The sequence below is a fragment of the Rubrivivax sp. A210 genome, assembly GCF_904426505.1.
Lineage (GTDB): Bacteria > Pseudomonadota > Gammaproteobacteria > Burkholderiales > Burkholderiaceae_C > Rubrivivax.
Window position 1 is genome coordinate 159574 of record NZ_CAJGBN010000023.1, and the last position, 15372, is coordinate 174945.

General features: G+C 72.5%; 14 protein-coding genes. 4 read left to right on the top strand and 10 right to left on the bottom strand.

Annotated elements, in window-relative coordinates:
• Nucleotides 1–22: 22 nt before the first annotated feature.
• Together JMV16_RS14390 and JMV16_RS14395 are read right to left on the bottom strand one after the other, a co-directional pair.
• Nucleotides 23–745: a hypothetical protein gene (locus JMV16_RS14390; protein WP_201494974.1), complete on the bottom strand. Its 723-nt coding sequence runs from the start codon at nucleotides 743–745 to the stop codon at nucleotides 23–25.
• A 66-nt stretch (nucleotides 746–811) separates the two neighbouring features.
• Entirely contained in the window at nucleotides 812–2095 is a 1284-nt protein-coding gene (locus tag JMV16_RS14395; protein ID WP_201494975.1) for an MFS transporter, read from the bottom strand.
• 66 nt (nucleotides 2096–2161) lie between these two features.
• Here JMV16_RS14395 and JMV16_RS14400 point away from each other — a divergent pair, with 66 nt between their 5' ends.
• Nucleotides 2162–3076 (top strand): phosphoribosylaminoimidazolesuccinocarboxamide synthase, encoded by a 915-nt coding sequence (locus JMV16_RS14400; RefSeq protein WP_201494976.1) that lies wholly within the window; start codon nucleotides 2162–2164, stop codon nucleotides 3074–3076.
• A gap of 25 nt (nucleotides 3077–3101) precedes the next feature.
• Here the strand turns inward: JMV16_RS14400 and JMV16_RS14405 are convergent, their stop codons facing one another.
• From JMV16_RS14405 to JMV16_RS14415, 3 genes are all read right to left on the bottom strand, one after another.
• Nucleotides 3102–3692 (bottom strand): helix-turn-helix transcriptional regulator, encoded by a 591-nt coding sequence (locus JMV16_RS14405; protein WP_201494977.1) that lies wholly within the window; start codon nucleotides 3690–3692, stop codon nucleotides 3102–3104.
• Nucleotides 3682–4230 carry a helix-turn-helix transcriptional regulator gene (locus tag JMV16_RS14410; RefSeq protein ID WP_201494978.1) on the bottom strand — a complete coding sequence of 183 codons (549 nt, stop codon included), beginning with the start codon at nucleotides 4228–4230 and terminating at the stop codon, nucleotides 3682–3684. Before JMV16_RS14410 ends, JMV16_RS14405 begins: the two co-directional genes overlap by 11 nt.
• A 145-nt stretch (nucleotides 4231–4375) precedes the next feature.
• A complete protein-coding gene (locus JMV16_RS14415) occupies nucleotides 4376–4657 on the bottom strand; it encodes a GNAT family N-acetyltransferase (RefSeq protein ID WP_201494979.1) in 282 nt (93 codons plus the stop codon).
• A 107-nt stretch (nucleotides 4658–4764) separates the two neighbouring features.
• Here JMV16_RS14415 and JMV16_RS14420 point away from each other — a divergent pair, with 107 nt between their 5' ends.
• The gene (locus JMV16_RS14420; protein WP_236580541.1) at nucleotides 4765–5868 is read left to right on the top strand and encodes an EAL domain-containing protein; all 1104 of its coding nucleotides are present in this window, start codon (nucleotides 4765–4767) and stop codon (nucleotides 5866–5868) included.
• Nucleotides 5869–5877: 9 nt separating this feature from the next.
• Here JMV16_RS14420 and JMV16_RS14425 read toward each other — a convergent pair whose 3' ends face one another.
• Genes JMV16_RS14425 through purB form a run of 3 tightly spaced genes read right to left on the bottom strand, consistent with a single transcriptional unit; the run spans nucleotide 5878 to nucleotide 11378 of the window.
• A complete protein-coding gene (locus tag JMV16_RS14425; RefSeq protein WP_201494981.1) occupies nucleotides 5878–9126 on the bottom strand; it encodes a PAS domain S-box protein in 3249 nt (1082 codons plus the stop codon).
• A gap of 6 nt (nucleotides 9127–9132) precedes the next feature.
• Entirely contained in the window at nucleotides 9133–10008 is an 876-nt protein-coding gene (gene pyrF / locus JMV16_RS14430; protein WP_201494982.1) for an orotidine-5'-phosphate decarboxylase, read from the bottom strand.
• Nucleotides 10005–11378: an adenylosuccinate lyase gene (purB, locus tag JMV16_RS14435; protein WP_201494983.1), complete on the bottom strand. Its 1374-nt coding sequence runs from the start codon at nucleotides 11376–11378 to the stop codon at nucleotides 10005–10007. Before purB ends, pyrF begins: the two co-directional genes overlap by 4 nt.
• A gap of 199 nt (nucleotides 11379–11577) precedes the next feature.
• Between purB and JMV16_RS14440 the strand changes: the two genes are divergently transcribed.
• Nucleotides 11578–12285, top strand: a complete 708-nt coding sequence (locus JMV16_RS14440; RefSeq protein WP_201494984.1) for a haloacid dehalogenase type II — start codon at nucleotides 11578–11580, stop codon at nucleotides 12283–12285.
• Here JMV16_RS14440 and JMV16_RS14445 read toward each other — a convergent pair.
• Nucleotides 12282–13193 carry a DUF3667 domain-containing protein gene (locus JMV16_RS14445; RefSeq protein WP_236580522.1) on the bottom strand — a complete coding sequence of 304 codons (912 nt, stop codon included), beginning with the start codon at nucleotides 13191–13193 and terminating at the stop codon, nucleotides 12282–12284. The genes JMV16_RS14440 and JMV16_RS14445 overlap by 4 nt on opposite strands.
• A complete protein-coding gene (locus JMV16_RS14450) occupies nucleotides 13190–14080 on the bottom strand; it encodes a DUF3667 domain-containing protein (RefSeq protein WP_201494985.1) in 891 nt (296 codons plus the stop codon). Before JMV16_RS14450 ends, JMV16_RS14445 begins: the two co-directional genes overlap by 4 nt.
• Before the next feature lie 84 nt (nucleotides 14081–14164).
• Between JMV16_RS14450 and JMV16_RS14455 the strand changes: the two genes are divergently transcribed.
• Nucleotides 14165–15367: a cation:proton antiporter gene (locus JMV16_RS14455; protein ID WP_201494986.1), complete on the top strand. Its 1203-nt coding sequence runs from the start codon at nucleotides 14165–14167 to the stop codon at nucleotides 15365–15367.
• Nucleotides 15368–15372 lie beyond the last annotated feature (5 nt).

The window sequence follows — 15372 nt, forward strand, 5'->3', positions numbered from 1 at the left end:
CGCCGATAGGCGCCGGCCCGGGTCAACGCCTCACCGGCCGCTCGAAAAAGCCGGCGCCCAGCTCGATGTTGACGTCCACCGATTTCAGCAACGTGCGCATGCGGCCGTCGACGCTGGCCGTCCACAGCGGGTGGTGGATGCCGCGGCGCTCGGCCTCCCAGGGGCCGCAGAGGGTGCCGGCCTCGTCGCCATAGGCGCCCCAGCCATAGGGCTCGCCGCGCGCATCGAGCGCATACCAGGCCAGGCGGCGACCGCCCTCGTGCACCTCGAGCCGGCCGGCCGCGCCGGCCTTCAGCGTCAGCGCCGGATCGCGCACCGCCAGGCGCTGCAGCGTGCGCAGCGGGTGGGCGGCCCAGGCGCGGCGGTCGTGCTCGAGCACCGCCGCCGGCAGCGGCTCAACGGCGCCATCGCGCGTGTACCACCAGTGGCGCTCGCCATCGACCACGCGCACCGCGTGCAGGCCGGGCGCCGTGGTCTCGGTGCGCATGCGCGGGGCGCGGAAATCGAGCGCGGTGAGCGAGCGCACGATGCGCGGCTCGTCGGGGCTGTTCTGCTGGCTGTCGCTGAGCAGGTTGGCCACACGCGCCCAGGCGGCACGGCCGCCCACGGCGTCCAGCAGCTTGTCGGCCTGGGCCTCGGGCGTGGCCTGCGCCCAGGCCATGCGCGCGAGGCCGAGCCCGGCGGCGGCACCGGCGATGAATCCCAGGCCACGGCGGCGGCTGGCGTCAGTCGGGACCGGAATCATGGCGGGGCCTCCAGGCGTACACGCAGAGCCGAAAAGGATAGCGACAGGCCCGGGCGCCGCCACCCCCTACGTTGCATCGTCCTTGCGCCCGAAGCCGGCGGGGATGCGCACCAGCGCCGCGGCGGCGAACGAGGGCAGGGTGGCCAGGCAGGCCCAGGCGAAGAAGAGCGGATAGCCCAGCTGCTGCTGCAGCCAGCCGGCCCCCATGCCGGGCAGCATCATGCCCAGGGCCATGAAGCCGGTACACAGCGCGTAGTGCGCCGTCTGGTGCGGGTTGCGGCCATCGCCACCGCCGGCCACCAGCAGCATGAACACCATGTAGGCGGTGAAGCCAAAGCCGTAGCCGAACTGCTCCAGCGCCAGCGCGGCGCTCACCAGCCACAGCGAGCCGGGCTGGTAGATCGCCAGCGCCACGAACACCAGGTTGGGCAGGTGCATGCACACCATCAGCGGCCACAGCAGGCGCGCCAGGCCGCCGCGGGCGATGGCCCAGCCACCCAGCAGGCCACCGGCCATCAAGGCCATCACACCCACCGTGCCATAGGCGATGCCGACCTCCTGTGTCTTCAGGCCCAGCCCGCCGGCGGCCACCGGATCGAGCAGAAAGGGCGTCACCAGCTTGAGCAGCTGGGCCTCGGCAAAGCGGTAGAGCAGCAGGAAGGCCAGGATGCGTGCGATGCCGGGCTGGCGCATGAAGGCGGCGAACACGGCGCCGAAGTCGGCCATCAGGGTGGCGCTGCGCGGCGCCGCGCGGTCGGCAGCCGGTCGCGGCAGCGCGCGCAGGTGGTAGAGGGCGGCAATGACGAAGAGCGCCGCCAGCAGCCAAAAGACCAGCCTCCAGGCCTGCACCACCTGGCCGTTGCGCTCGGCCAGCCAGCCGGCCAGCACGACCAGCCCGCCCTGGCCGGCGATCAGCGCCAGCCGCCAGCAGCAGCTGCGCACGCCGACGAAGGCGGCCTGGCTGCGCGGCGGCAGCGCCAGCATGTACAAGCCGTCGGCGGCGATGTCGTGGGTGGCCGAGGCAAAGGCCATGAGCCAGAACACCGCCAGCGTGGCCTGCAGGAAGCGCGGACCGGGCAGGGACAGCGCCACCATCGCCATCGCCGCGCCGATCAGGAACTGCAGCGCGACGATCCAGCCGCGCTTGCTGCCCAGCAGATCGACCAGCGGGCTCCACAGCGGCTTGATCACCCAGGGCAGGTAGAGCCAGCTGGTGGCCAGCGCGATCTCGGCATTGCCGACGCCGAGGTTCTTGTACATCACCACGGCCAGCGTCATCACCACCGCATAGGGCAGGCCCTGGGCGAAGTAGAGCGTGGGGATCCAGCGCCAGGTGGAAATGCGGTTCATTGTGGGCCGCGATGTTCACACGGCGACGGCGCGCAAAATACGCCCACCCCTGCTCGAGCGCCTGACATGACCGCAAACTCGCCGCTGGCCGCCCTCGGCCCCGCCCTGCCCGCCACCACCCTCACGTCGCTGCCGCTGCTGGCGCGCGGCAAGGTGCGCGACAACTACGCCGTCGGCGAAGACCGCCTGCTGATGGTGGCCAGCGACCGCCTCTCGGCCTTCGACGTGGTGATGAAGGCGCCCGTGCCCGGCAAGGGCCGGCTGCTCACCGGCATGGCGCTGTTCTGGTTCGAGCGCCTGGCCGCCATCGTGCCCAACCACCTCACCGGCGCCGCGCCCGAGAGCGTGGTGACGGCCGCCGAGGCGGCGCAGATCGCCGGCCGCGCGATGCTGGTCAAGCGCCTCACGCCCCTGCCCTGCGAGGCCGTGGTGCGCGGCTATGTGGCCGGTTCGGGCTGGAAGGAGTATGCCAAGAGCGGCACCGTCTGCGGCATCGCGCTGCCGCCGGGCATCACGCCCACCCAAGCGCTGGACCAGCCCATCTTCACCCCCGCCACCAAGGCCGCGGTGGGCGACCACGACGAGAACATCAGCTTCGAGGTGCTGGCCGGCAAGATCGGCGCGGCACGCGCCGCCGAGGTGCGCGACACCGCCATCCGCCTGTACCAGGCAGCCAGCGAGTACGCCCTCACGCGCGGCATCGTGATCGCCGACACCAAGTTCGAGTTCGGCCTCGACGAGGCCGGCCGGCTGACACTGATGGACGAGGCGCTGACGCCCGATTCATCGCGCTTCTGGCTCGCCGACGAGCTGGCCCAGGGCCGCATCGTGGCGCTGGACAAGCAGCCGCTGCGCGACTGGCTGGCCTCGACCGGCGTCACCGGCGGCGCCGAGCAGGCGGCGCTGGACCTGCCCGACGAGGTGATCCTGGGCATCCACGAGCGCTACGCCCGCGCCCACCGGCTGCTCTGCGGCGGTTGATCAAGCCGCGGCCAACGGCGATTGATCAGCCCGCCGCGACAGGCGGCAGCAGGGCCACGCGGCGCATCAGCTCGCGCACGCTGTCGGCGCCGGCCTTGGCGCGGATGTGGCCGATCTGCGTGCGCACGGTGGACAGCGACACGCCTTGCTCGGCGGCAATCTGCGCCGGGCGCAGGCCGCGGCAGAGATGGGCCAGCACGCGCCTCTCGGCCGGCGTCAGCCCGATGCTGCGTGCATAGCCCGCCAGGGCCGGCGGCTCGCTGCCGACCGGCCGCGGCAGCAGCATCAGCACCGCGCCAGGCGCCGGGCCCAGGGGCAGCAGCGAGACCGCGATGCGCCGCTCGCCGGCGCCCACCTGCAGCTGCTGGCGCTGGCCGCGGTGGGCCGCCGCCAGCGCGTCGAACAGCGGCGCCACGTCCTGCGGCCGCCGCAGGCGCAGCCAGCCGTCCTGCAGTTGCAGCGGGTGGTGGGCGTCGATCTGCTCTCGCGCGGCACGGTTGAGGTGCAGCACCCCGCCATCGGGGCCCAGCAGCAGCAGGGCCTGTTCGACCTCGTCGAGCACGCGCGCCAGCCAGGCGCCCAGGCCGGGCTCGGCGGGACGGCGCTCAGCAGGCACGGCAGGCCGCCCGTGCCGCATCGGCCGATGGCCCCGCCGCCGCTGACGCCGCGGCGGCGGCCAGGTCGGCGATGCTGGCGTGGCCGGTCTTGCGCCGGATTGCCACCAACTGGCTGCGCACGGTGGCCGCGGTGATGCCCAGGACCTGGGCTGTATCGGCCGGGCTGTCGCCCAGCGCCAGGCGCAGGAGCACGCGGCCTTCGGCCGCGCTGAGCTGGTGGGCCTGGGCAAAGCCGCGCACATCGGCCTCACGCGAGCCGCAAGCCGGCGCCAGCGCCAGCAGCAGCGGCCCGCCCGCGGCCAGCGGCGCCAGCACCATGGCGGCGCCGCCGGTGCTGAGCAACAGCCGCCGGCCGGCGGCAGCGGCGGCCAGGGCCTCGGCCCAGGCCCCGCGCTCGCTGGCGACCGTGACGGCGCCGGCGCCGGAAAGCCGCAGCGGCTCGCCCCGGGCCAGCAGGCGCTGGCCGGCCTGGTTGGCGTGCAGAAGGCGGCCGTCGGCGCGCAGCAGCAGCAGCGGCCAGGCCAGCAAGTCAGCCATCGCGGCCAGGGCCCCAGCGCCCGGTCCATCGGGTCCGCCGTGCGGGTCGGGCAGATCAGCGCTGCCAGTGCTTACTACGGTGCTCATCAACCGAAGTTAGGGGGCCGCCACCGCCACCGCATCCCCCTGCGGGGTGATGCGCCGCTCAGGCGCCTTCGAGCAGGTCGCGCGTCTCGGGATGGCGGCGCATATAGACCGCCACATAGCTGCAGGCCGGCCGCACGCGCAGGCCCTCGCCGCGCGCCCAGTCCAGCGCCGCAGCGACCACGCGCGCCGCGCCGCCCCGGCCCTGCTGGGCCGGCGGCACCTCGGTGTGGTGCAGCACCAGCAAGCCGCCGTCGCGGCGGTAGCAGCACAGCGCCAGGCCCTCGCCCAGCGGCAACTCGAAGCGTGACGCGGCGGCGTTGTGTGCGACCTCGGGGTTCATGGCGTGCATTCTGCGGGCCACTCGAACAGGTGTCCGGTGACATCCGGCGACATTTTTGCGATTACAGTGGCCGCGGCCGGGTCGGGCGCAAGGGGTTTGCCGTGGAGATGGGCTGGTTCCTCGAAAGCATCGCAGCCGACGATTCGCGCGTGAAGCGCACGCTGCACCGCTTTCCCTTCCGCGTCGGGCGCGATGTCGGCAACGACCTCGCGGTGGAGGCGGGCTCGCTGTCGCGCCGCCACGCCGAGATCGGCCTCGACGCCGCCGGGCGGCTGTGCGTCACCGACCTCGGCAGCACCAATGGCACCTTCGTCAACCGCGAGCGCGTGCAGGGCAAGCGGCTGCTGGTGGAAAACGACGTGCTGCACTTCGGCCACGCCGAATACCGGCTGGGCTGGAACGCCCCGCCGCCAGAGACCGAGGAAGTGACCGAGTCGCTGAGCGAGCGCACGATGATCGTGCCCATCAGCAAGTCGCTGTCGCAGCGCCTGCTCAACAACGAGGGGCTGTTCCTGCAGTTGCTGGCCGGCCACGGCCTGGCGGCCGCGGTGCAGCCCATCGTCGACGCCCACGGCGGCGCGCTCATCGCCTACGAGCTGCTGGGCCGCTGCACCCACCCCGGCCTGCCGGCCTCGCCAGTACACCTGTTCCAGATGGCGGCCACGCTCAAGCGCGAGGTCGAATTGAGTGCGGCCTTCCGCGACTGGGGTCTGCGTGCGCTCGAAGGCCGCCTCGGCACCACGCGGCTCTTCTTCAACTCCCACCCCGACGAAACCTTCGAGGACGACTTCTTCGAGACCCTGCGCGCGCTGCGCGCCGGGCCTCAGGCGCCGCGCCTGGTGGTGGAAGTGCATGAGACGGCGGTGATGGAAGTCGACCTCATGCGCAAGCTGGCCGCGCGCCTGGCCACCATCGGCGTCGAGTTCGCCTATGACGACTTCGGCGCCGGGCAGTCGCGCCTGAACGAGCTGAGCGAGGTGCCGCCGCACTTCGTCAAGTTCGACATGGGCCTGATCCGCGACATCGACCGCGCCGGCGAGGTCAAGCAGCAGATGGTGCGCGGCCTCGTGCGCACCGTGAAGGCGCTGGGCTCGGTGGCGCTGGCCGAGGGCGTGGAAACCGAGGCCGAGGCCGCCATCTGCCGCGACATGGGCTTCCAGCTCGTGCAGGGCTACCTGACCGGCCGGCCGGTGACGCTCAGCGCCGCCTGAGCCCGGCGCTCATTCCGCTTCGAGCCAGCGCGCCAGCGCCTCCTGCAGCCGGCCGGCGTCGACCGGCTTGGTGAGGAAGTCGTTCATGCCGGCGGCCAGCGCCTGTTCGCGCTCGCCCACCATGGCCGCAGCGGTGAGGGCGATGATGGGCAGGGTGTGGCCGGCCGCGCGCAGCGCCAGCGTGGCCTCGTAGCCGCTCATCACCGGCATCTGCACGTCCATCAGCACGATGTCATAAGGATGGCCGGCGGCGTGGGCGCGCTGCACCGCGGCCACCGCCTCGCGGCCGTCGGCGGCCTGCTCGACGACGACGCCCCAGCGTTCGAGCTGGGCCACGCCGATCATCATGTTGACCGGGTTGTCCTCCACCATCAGCACGCGTGCGCCCGCCAACATGGCCGGCGAGACCGTGCTGCGCGGCGCCTCGGGCTCCACCGCGGCGGCACGCGGCAGCGGCAGCTCGACCCAGAAGCGGGCGCCCTGCCCGGGCTGGCCCTCGGCACCGACCTCGCCGCCCATCAGCCGCGCCAGCTCGCGGCAGATCGACAGGCCCAGGCCCGTGCCGCCGTGGCGCCGCGTGATGCTCTGGTCGGCCTGGGTGAAGGGCATGAAGAGGCGGGCGCGTGTGGCCTCGTCAAAGCCGGGGCCGCTGTCCTCGACCTCGATGCGCACGCGGTGGTCCAGCGAACCCAGGCCGCGCCGCGCACGCAGCGTCACGCCGCCCTGGGGGGTGAACTTGATGGCGTTGTTGAGGTAGTTGCTGACCACCTGGCGCAGCCGCAGCGCGTCGCCGTGGACGTGGCCCTCGACCTGCGGCGCCAGCTCGAGCTTCAGCGCCAGGCCGCCGGCCTGGGCCAGCGGCGTGTAGACCTGCTGCAAAGCGCGCAGCTGCTCGCCCAGATCGAAGCGCGCGCTTTCGATCTGCATCTTGCCGGCCTCGATCTTGGACAGGTCGAGGATGTCGGAAATGATGGCCGCCAGGGCCTGGGCGCTGTCGAGGATGTGATCAAGGTAGTCGGCGCGGCGCGCGTCGTCGACGTCGGCGGTGCGCGCCAGCCGCGCCAGGCCGATGATGCCGTTGAGCGGCGTGCGCAGCTCGTGGCTGGTGTTGGCCAGGAAGGCGCTCTTGGCGCGGTTGGCGGCCTCGGCCTCGTCACGCGCACGCGCCAGCGCCAGCTGCACGGCGTGGCGCTCGCTCACGTCCTCGACGATCCACACCGTGCCGCTGCTGCGCGGCTGGGCGGGGTCGATGGCGTGGCCGCGCACGCGCGCCTCGAAGGTGCTGCCGTCGCGCCGGCGCACGGTGCGCTCGAACTCGATCGCCTCGCCGCGCGCCAGCGGCGGCCCGGCCTTGGCGCCCACGGCGGCATAGTCGGCCGCGTCGACCCACACCACCGCGCCCGGCTGCCCGATCAGCTCGCCCGGCGCCCAGCCGTAGAGCTGCTCGAAATGGCGGTTGACGAGCACGAAGCAGCGTTCGCGCGTGACCGCGATGCCGATGGAGGCGTTGTCGAGGATGGCCTCGCGCTGCAGGCGCTCGCGCTCGCGCTCGGTCATGTCGCGCGCATTGATGACCAGGTAGTCGCGCCGGTCCATCACGAAGCGCGCCGCCGACACCAGCATGGGCAGGGTCGCGCCGGCCTTGGTGCGAAAGGCCACCGGCAGATCGGCCACCGCGCCGCGCTCGCGCAGCAGCTCGACAAAGCGCTCGCGCGCCGCGGCGTCGCCCCAGACGCCCAGTTCCAGCGCGGTGCGGCCCACGGCCTCGGCGGCGCCCCAGCCGCTGACGCGTTCGAAGGCCTGGTTGACCATGGCATAGCGGCCGCTGGCCAGCTCGGTGAGGGTGATGATGTCGGGGCTGGTGGCCACCAGGTGGGCGAGCATGCCCTCGGAGCGGCGCACCGCCTCCTCGGCCAGCAGGCGCACCGTGTCGTCGACAAAGATCGACAGCACGGCCGGCCCGCCCGCGGCCTCCACGCGCACGGCGGTGGCGCGCACCGAGGCCAGGCGCTGCGGCAGGCGCAGCTTGAAATCGGCCACCGGCAGCGCCGTGCCCAGTGGCTGGCGGTCCAGGCTGGTCAGGCGGCGGCGCTCACGCTCGCGCGATTCGCCCTCTTCGTAGCTGGCCAGCAGCTCGCTGCCGCCCAGCTCGGCGCCCTCGGCGCCGCCAAACATGGCCTGGGCTGCCGGGTTGGCGTCGATGACGCGGCCGTCTCGGTGCAGCACCAACGGCGTGGGGATGCGCGAAAACAGCTCCTGGTAGCGCGCCTCGGTGGCGCGCAGCGCGTCACGGGCACCCTCGATCTCGGTCACGTCGCGCGCCACGCCCCAGTAGCCGAGGAAGATGCCGCGAGCGTTGAAGCGCGGCTTGCCGCTGGCCAGGAAGGTGCGGGCGGCGCGGTCGGGCGGCGTCCACACCAGGCGCAGATCGCGGAAGGGCTCGCGCGCATCGAGGCTGGCCTGCAGCAGGTCCAGCGTCTCGGCGCCCAGGGCCACGCCCGGCGTTTCCCAGGGCGGGCGCAGTGGCGGCGGCGGGCGCCGCAGCGCGGCACTGTGGGCGGCGGCGCCGACCAGGCGGTACTGCGCGTCGAGTTCCCAGTAGACATCGGCCGCCAGCGCGAGCAGTTGCACGAAGCGCTCTTCGCGCTCCTGCACCGCCTGGGTGTGGCGTGCCAGCACGCGCGCAATCATCAGCCCGGCGGCCAGGCCGGCGGCGATGTGGAAGCCCTGCAGCAGCACGCGCGCTGCCATGTGCGGAAGCTGGGGTTCCAGAGCCTGGATTTCCGCCGACGGCGTGGCCCACCAGGCCACGGCACCCGAGATCGCGGCCCCCACCAGCGCCAGCACTATGCCGGCACGCGGGCCGACGGCGGCGCAGCCCAGGCACACCAGCAGACCGAACAGCGACAGCCCGGGCGAGGCGATGCCCCAGCCGAAGTGCATGGCGGCGTGGCCCAGGCCCGCCATCAGGGCCAGCAGCACCCCCACCAGGGCCGTGGCCAGACGTGCCGCGGGCAGGCGGGTGCAGGCCAGCGTGGCCATCGCCAGCAGCGCGAAGGCCAGGCTGGCATCGCCCGGCTGCCGCCACACCAGCTGCACCAGCAGGCCGCCCACGGCAGCGGCGGCGGCCACCATGGCCAGCAGAGCGCGCGCCATCGCCGGCGTGATCTGCGGCGCGGCGCGTGCGGCCGCCTCCGGCACCTCAACCCGTGGCGCCGACGACGCGCTGTCGAACTCGGCCTGCGGGTCTGGCTTCATCGCGGTTCAGCCCGGCGGCAACGCCGCCTGCAACTGCCGCCGCGTGGCCCCGGCGGCGGCGCGTGCGGCCTCGGCAAAAGCCGGCATGGCGGCGGCATCGCCGCCGGCAAAGAGCACCGAGCGCGAGGCGCTGACGATGATGGGCCCGCCCGGCCGCGCCGCGGCGCGCACCGTGGCCTCGGCGTCGCCGCCCTGGGCGCCGATGCCGGGGATCAGGAGCGGCAGCGTCGGTGCCAGCTCGCGCACGCGCGCCACCTCGGCCGGGTAGGTGGCACCCACCACCAGCCCGATCTGGCCGCCGCGATTCCAGGGCCCGGCGGCGAGGCGGGCGATGTGCTCGTAGAGCGCGCCGCCCGGCTTGCCGTTGACATCCGCCAGGGCCTGGGCCTGCAGGTCGCTGCCACCGGGGTTGGAGGTGCGGCACAGCAGGATCAGGCCCTTGCCGTCGTAGGCCATGTAGGGTTCGATGGAATCCAGGCCCATGAAGGGCGACAGCGTCACCGCGTCGGCGCCATAGCGCACAAAGGCCTCGCGGGCGTACTGCTGGGCGGTGGCGCCGATGTCGCCGCGCTTGGCGTCCAGGATCACCGGCACGCCCGGCGCCGTGGCGTGGATGTGGGCGATCAGCCGCTCCAACTGGTCCTCGGCGCGCTGGGCCGCGAAATAGGCGATCTGCGGCTTGAAGGCGCAGACCTGGTCGCGCGTGGCGTCCACGATGGCGGCGCAGAAATCGAAGATGCGCGCCGGGTCGCCGCGCCAGGCGAGCGGAAAGCGCGCCGGCTCGGGGTCGAGGCCGACGCACAGCATGGAGGCGTGGTGCGCCTGGGCGGCGAGCAGGGCCTGGCGGAAACCGCCGGCGGGGCTGGCGGCGTTGTGGCTCATTGCCCCAGCCTTCGCGCCAGCTCGGCCGCCATGCCGGTATAGCCGGCCGGCGTCAGCGCCAGCAGGCGCTGCTTCTCGGCCTCGGGCAGTTCGAGCGCCTGGATGAATCCCTGCATCAGCTCGCGCGTGATGGGCTGGCCACGCGTGAAGGCCTTGAGGCGGTCGTAGGGTTCGGGCAGGCCGTGGCGGCGCATCACCGTCTGCACCGGCTCGGCCAGCACCTCCCAGGCGTCCTCGAGGTCGGCCGCGATGGCCTGCGGGTTGATCTCCAGCTTGTCCAGGCCGCGGCTCAGGCTGTCGCAGGCCAGCAACGTGTAGCCCAGGGCCACGCCCATGTTGCGCAGCACCGTGCTGTCGGTGAGGTCGCGCTGCCAGCGGCTCACCGGCAGCTTGTGGCTCATGTGGCCCAGCAGGGCGTTGGCGAGCCCGAAATTGCCCTCGGCGTTCTCGAAGTCGATCGGGTTGACCTTGTGCGGCATCGTGCTCGAACCCACCTCACCGGCCTTCACGCGCTGCTTGAAATAGCCCAGCGAGATATAGCCCCAGACGTCGCGCGACCAGTCGATGAGCAGGGTGTTGGCGCGCGCAATGGCGTCGAACAGCTCGGCCATGTAGTCGTGCGGCTCGATCTGGATGGTGTAGGCGTTGAAGACCAGGCCCAGGCGCTGCTCGATGAGCCTGCGGCTGAAGGCCTCCCAGTCGAATTCGGGGTAGGCGGCCAGGTGGGCGTTGTAGTTGCCCACCGCACCATTCATCTTGGCCAGCAGGGGCACGGCGGCGATGCGTGCGCGCGCCGTGCTCAGGCGGGCCGCCACATTGGCCACTTCCTTGCCCATGGTGGTGGGGCTGGCGGTCTGGCCGTGGGTGCGGCTGAGCATGGGCAGCTCGGCCAGGGCGCGCGCCATCTGGGCGAGCTTGGCGGCCAGGCGGTCGATGGCCGGCAGCAGCACCTGCTCGCGCGCTGCCTGCAGCATCAGCGCGTGGCTGGTGTTGTTGATGTCCTCGCTGGTACACGCGAAGTGGACGAACTCGCGCGCCGCTTCCAGCTCGGCGTGGCCTTGCAGGCGCGACTTGATCCAGACCTCCACCGCCTTGACGTCGTGGTTGGTGGTCTTCTCGATGTCCTTGATGGCGCCGGCGTCGGCCTCGGAGAAGCGCACGGCCAGGCTGCGCAGCAGGCCGCGCCCGGCCTCGGAGAACGGCGGCAGCTCCTTGAACCCGGCGTCGGAGAGGGCGATCAGCCATTCGATCTCGACCTGCACGCGGCGGTGCATGAGGCCGAATTCCGACAGCAGCGGGCGCAGCGCGGCCATGCGGCCGGCATAACGGCCATCGAGCGGTGACAGGGCGGAGAGGATGGACAGGGTCATGCGGCGGATTCCGGCGGCGGCAGGTGGGACGGGCGGGGGAGGGGTGGGTGCGAGGTCCGTGATGGCGCCGGGACAGCGAGCGCGCAGCAGGGCACGGCGGCGAGCCCTGGATTCTAGGAGCCGCGGGCGCGCTATAAAGCGGGCCTTGCCGGTGCCATCACGATGCAGTTCGCCGCTGGCACCCCAACCCGGAGGCCCCATGGCCAGCGAGATACGCGCGCTCAGCTTCGACATTTTCGGCACCGTGGTCGACTGGCGCAGCACCCTCATCCGCGAGGGCAGCGCCCTGGGCCGGCGCCTGGGCCTGGACGTCGACTGGGCCGCCTTCGCCGACGCCTGGCGCGCCGGCTACCAGCCGGCGATGCAAGAGGTGCGCAGCGGCGCCCTGCCCTGGACCCATATTGACGCCCTGCACCGCCGCATCCTCGACCGCCTGCTGGCCGAGCGCGGCATCACGCTGGCCGAGCCCGACGCGGCCGCCTTCAACCGGGTCTGGCACCGCCTGGCGCCCTGGCCCGACAGCGTGCCCGGCCTGCAGCGGCTGAAGCCGCGCTACACCCTGGCCACGCTGTCCAACGGCAATCTCTCGCTGCTGGTGGCGATGGCGCGCCACGCCGGCCTGCCCTGGGACGCCGTGCTCAGCGCCGAGCTGTTCCGCCACTACAAGCCCGACCGCGAGGTCTACCTCGGTGCTGCGCGGCTGCTGGACCTGCACCCGCAGCAGCTGCTGATGGTGGCCGCCCACCCCGGCGACCTGCGCGCCGCCGCCGCCTGCGGCCTGCGCACGGCCTATGTGGCGCGGCCACTGGAGCACGGCCCCGGCGGCGCGATGGAGGCCTGGCGCGAGGGCGAGTTCGACTTCGTTGCCGACAGCCTGGTGGCGCTGGCCGACCAGCTGGGCTGCTAGAACACCACCGACCACAGCGCGACCACCATGAGGGCCAGCGCCAGCGTCATCAGGTAGAGCAGCGACACCGTGGCGGCGCGCAGCAGCAGCGGCCACCAGCGGCCGCCATAGACGCGCTTCATGGCCCACAGCGTGTACAGCGGCAGCGACAGCGCCGCCAGGTCGCTGAGCAGCTTCCAGGGGCTCAGCATCGCCAACAGGGCCACGAACCAGAAGGCGTGCAGGTGCAGCGCATAGACCAGGTGCTCGGTGTAGCGCAGGCGGCGGTTCCAGTAGACGATGCGCTGCCACAGCGCAAAGGCCGGCAGCACCAGGAACATCGCCGCGCCCAGGTTGGCCAGAAGGCGCTCGCCGAACTGTCCCACCTCGCGGCGCAGGCCGGCGGCGTCCACGTCAAGCCGCTGGCGCAGGCGCTTGCACAGCCAGTCGGGCGCGTCGGTGCAGAAGAAGACGCCGTTCCTGATGCCGATGCCGCGCTCCTGGCCGAAGCCGACGATGACGAGGTCGGTCTTGGCCAGGTCAAGATCCAGCGCCTTGACCTCGCTCACGCCGGCCAGGCCACGCATCACCAGCAGCACCAGCACGCTGATGGTCAGGTACAGGCGCAGCGGCAGCACATAGTGGCGGCGGCGCCCGGCCAGGTAGCGACGCGTCAGCTCGCCGGGCTTGAGCAGCAGCAGCGCCAGCGTGCGCCACAGCGCACCTTCAGTGGAGAAGTAGGCGCCACCGAACTGCTGGATGAACTCGCCCAGGCGCGGCGGGCGCACGCTCGTCTCCTGGCCGCAGACCGGGCAGAAGCGCGGGCGGCGCTGCGGATGCCAGCTGGCATAGGGCTCGCCGCAGTTCAGGCAGGCCGGCGGCAAGGCCTCGGGCGGCGCTGCGGGCAGGGTGGCGGCCTTGCGCCTCACAGCAACACCGCCACCAGGGTCACCGTCACCGCGCCGGCGGCGATCAGCAGCGCGTGTACCGGCGCCAGCACGGCCACGCGCAGCAGCAGGAAAAACCAGCGCCCGCCGTAGACACGCCGCAGCGCCAGCGCGCCGTAGGCCGGAATCAGCAGCGCGCAGGCCAGCGTGACGGCCTCGATCTCCAGCATGGCCAGCGTCAGCACCAGCGACCAGAAGGCGTGCAGGTGCAGCGAAAACACCAGGTGCTCGGTGAAGTGCAGGCCGCGGTTGCGGTACAGCAGCCCCAGGCCGAGCGCGAACAGGGGCAGCAGCAACAGCATCATGGTGCCGGCATTGCCGACCACGCGGTCGCTCACCACATGCATCTGGCGCACCATCGTGCGGGTGTCGACATCCAGCCGCTTGCGCAGGCGCTGGCAGGCCCAGCCGGGCAGGCCTTCGCAGTAGAAGCGGCCCTCGTCCAGCCCGGCCTGGCCGAAGCCCAGCTGCAGCTGCACCGAGCGCGGGCGCTCGGGCAGGGCCTGCGCGACTTCGGGGTCTTCCAGCGCCGCGAAATCCAGGCTGCCGGCCAGGCGCATGGCCAGCAGCATCACCACGCTGGCCGAAAGAAACAGCCGCAGCGGCATCACATAGTGCTTGCGCTGGCCGGCAAAGTAGCGCCGCGTCAGCTCACCCGGCTGCAGCACCAGCAGCTTGAGCGTGCGCCAGAGCGCACCCTCGGTGGAGAAGTAGGCGCCGCCGAACTGCTGGATGAACTCGCCCAGGCGCGGCGGCCGCACATTCGTCTCCTGGCCGCAGGCGGGGCAGAAGCGCGGCCGCGGCGGCCCGAAGGCCTGGCCGCAGTTCAGGCATTGCGGCGGCTCGTCGGCGGGGGCAGGGGCGGGCATGGCCGGCTACGGTAGCGCAAACGCGCGACCCTCCGCCGGCACGGCACGCGCTGCAGGGTTCGTGCGGGGTACATTCGCGCCGCCATGAACACCACCGAACGCTTTCTCGTCGCCATGCTGGTGGTGTTCAGCCTGCCCTACCTGCTGTGGCGGCTGGCGCGCACCGACTACTGGGCGCCGCTGGTGGTGGTGCAGATCGTCGCCGGCATCCTGCTCGGCCCCGGCGTGCTGGGCGCGGCGCTGCCGGCGCTGCACGCCGAGGTCTTCACGCCGGCGGTGATCCAGGGCCTGAACGGCATCGCCTGGTGGGCGGTGATGCTCTTCGTCTGGATCGCCGGCATCGAGCTGGATCTGGCCGCCGCCTGGCGCCACCGGCGCGAGAGCAGCATCACCGCCGGCCTGGCGCTGGGCGTGCCGCTGGCCTTTGGCAGCGCGGCGGCACTGCTTCTCATGGCGACGGCGGACGGCTGGATGGGGCCGGCAGGCCGGCCCTGGCAGTTCGTGCTGGGCGTGGGCATGTCCTGCGCAGTGACGGCCCTGCCCATCCTGATCCTGCTGATGGAGAAGCTGGCCATCCTGCGCCTGCCGCTGGGCCAGCGCATCCTGCGCTATGCCAGCCTGGACGATGTCGCGATCTGGGGCGTGCTGGCGCTGATCCTGATGGACTGGCAACGCGTCGGCAGGCAGGCCGTCTTCCTGGCCGCCTTTGCGCTGGCGAGCGGGCTGCTGCGGCGGCTGATGCCACGCCTGCCCGAGCCCGACCGCTGGTATGCCGGCCTCATCTGGCTGGCCGCCTGCGGCCTGGGCGCCGACTGGTCGGGCCTGCACTTCATGGTGGGCGCCTTCCTGGCCGGCGCGGTGCTGGACGGCCACTGGTTCGACCGCCAGCAGATGGACCTGCTGCGCCACCATGTGCTGCTGGTGGTGATGCCGGTGTTCTTTCTCAGCACCGGGCTGCGCACCCAATGGGGCCTGGGCAGTGCCAGCGTGCTGCTGGCCGCGGCCCTGCTGCTGGTGGCCAGCGTCGCCGGCAAGCTGGCCGGCATCCACCTCGCCGGGCGCGTGCTGGGCTGGCGCCCAGGCGAGGCCGGCCTGATAGGCTGGCTGCTGCAGACCAAGGCGCTGATCATGATCATCTTTGCCAATGTGCTGCTCGACAAGCAGATCATCACCGCGTCCACCTTCACCGCCCTGCTGCTGATGGCGGTGGCCAGCACCATGCTCACGGTGCCGGTGGTGACGCCGATGCTGGCGCGACTGCAGGGGCTGCTGGGGCGCAGCAGCTGAAGGCC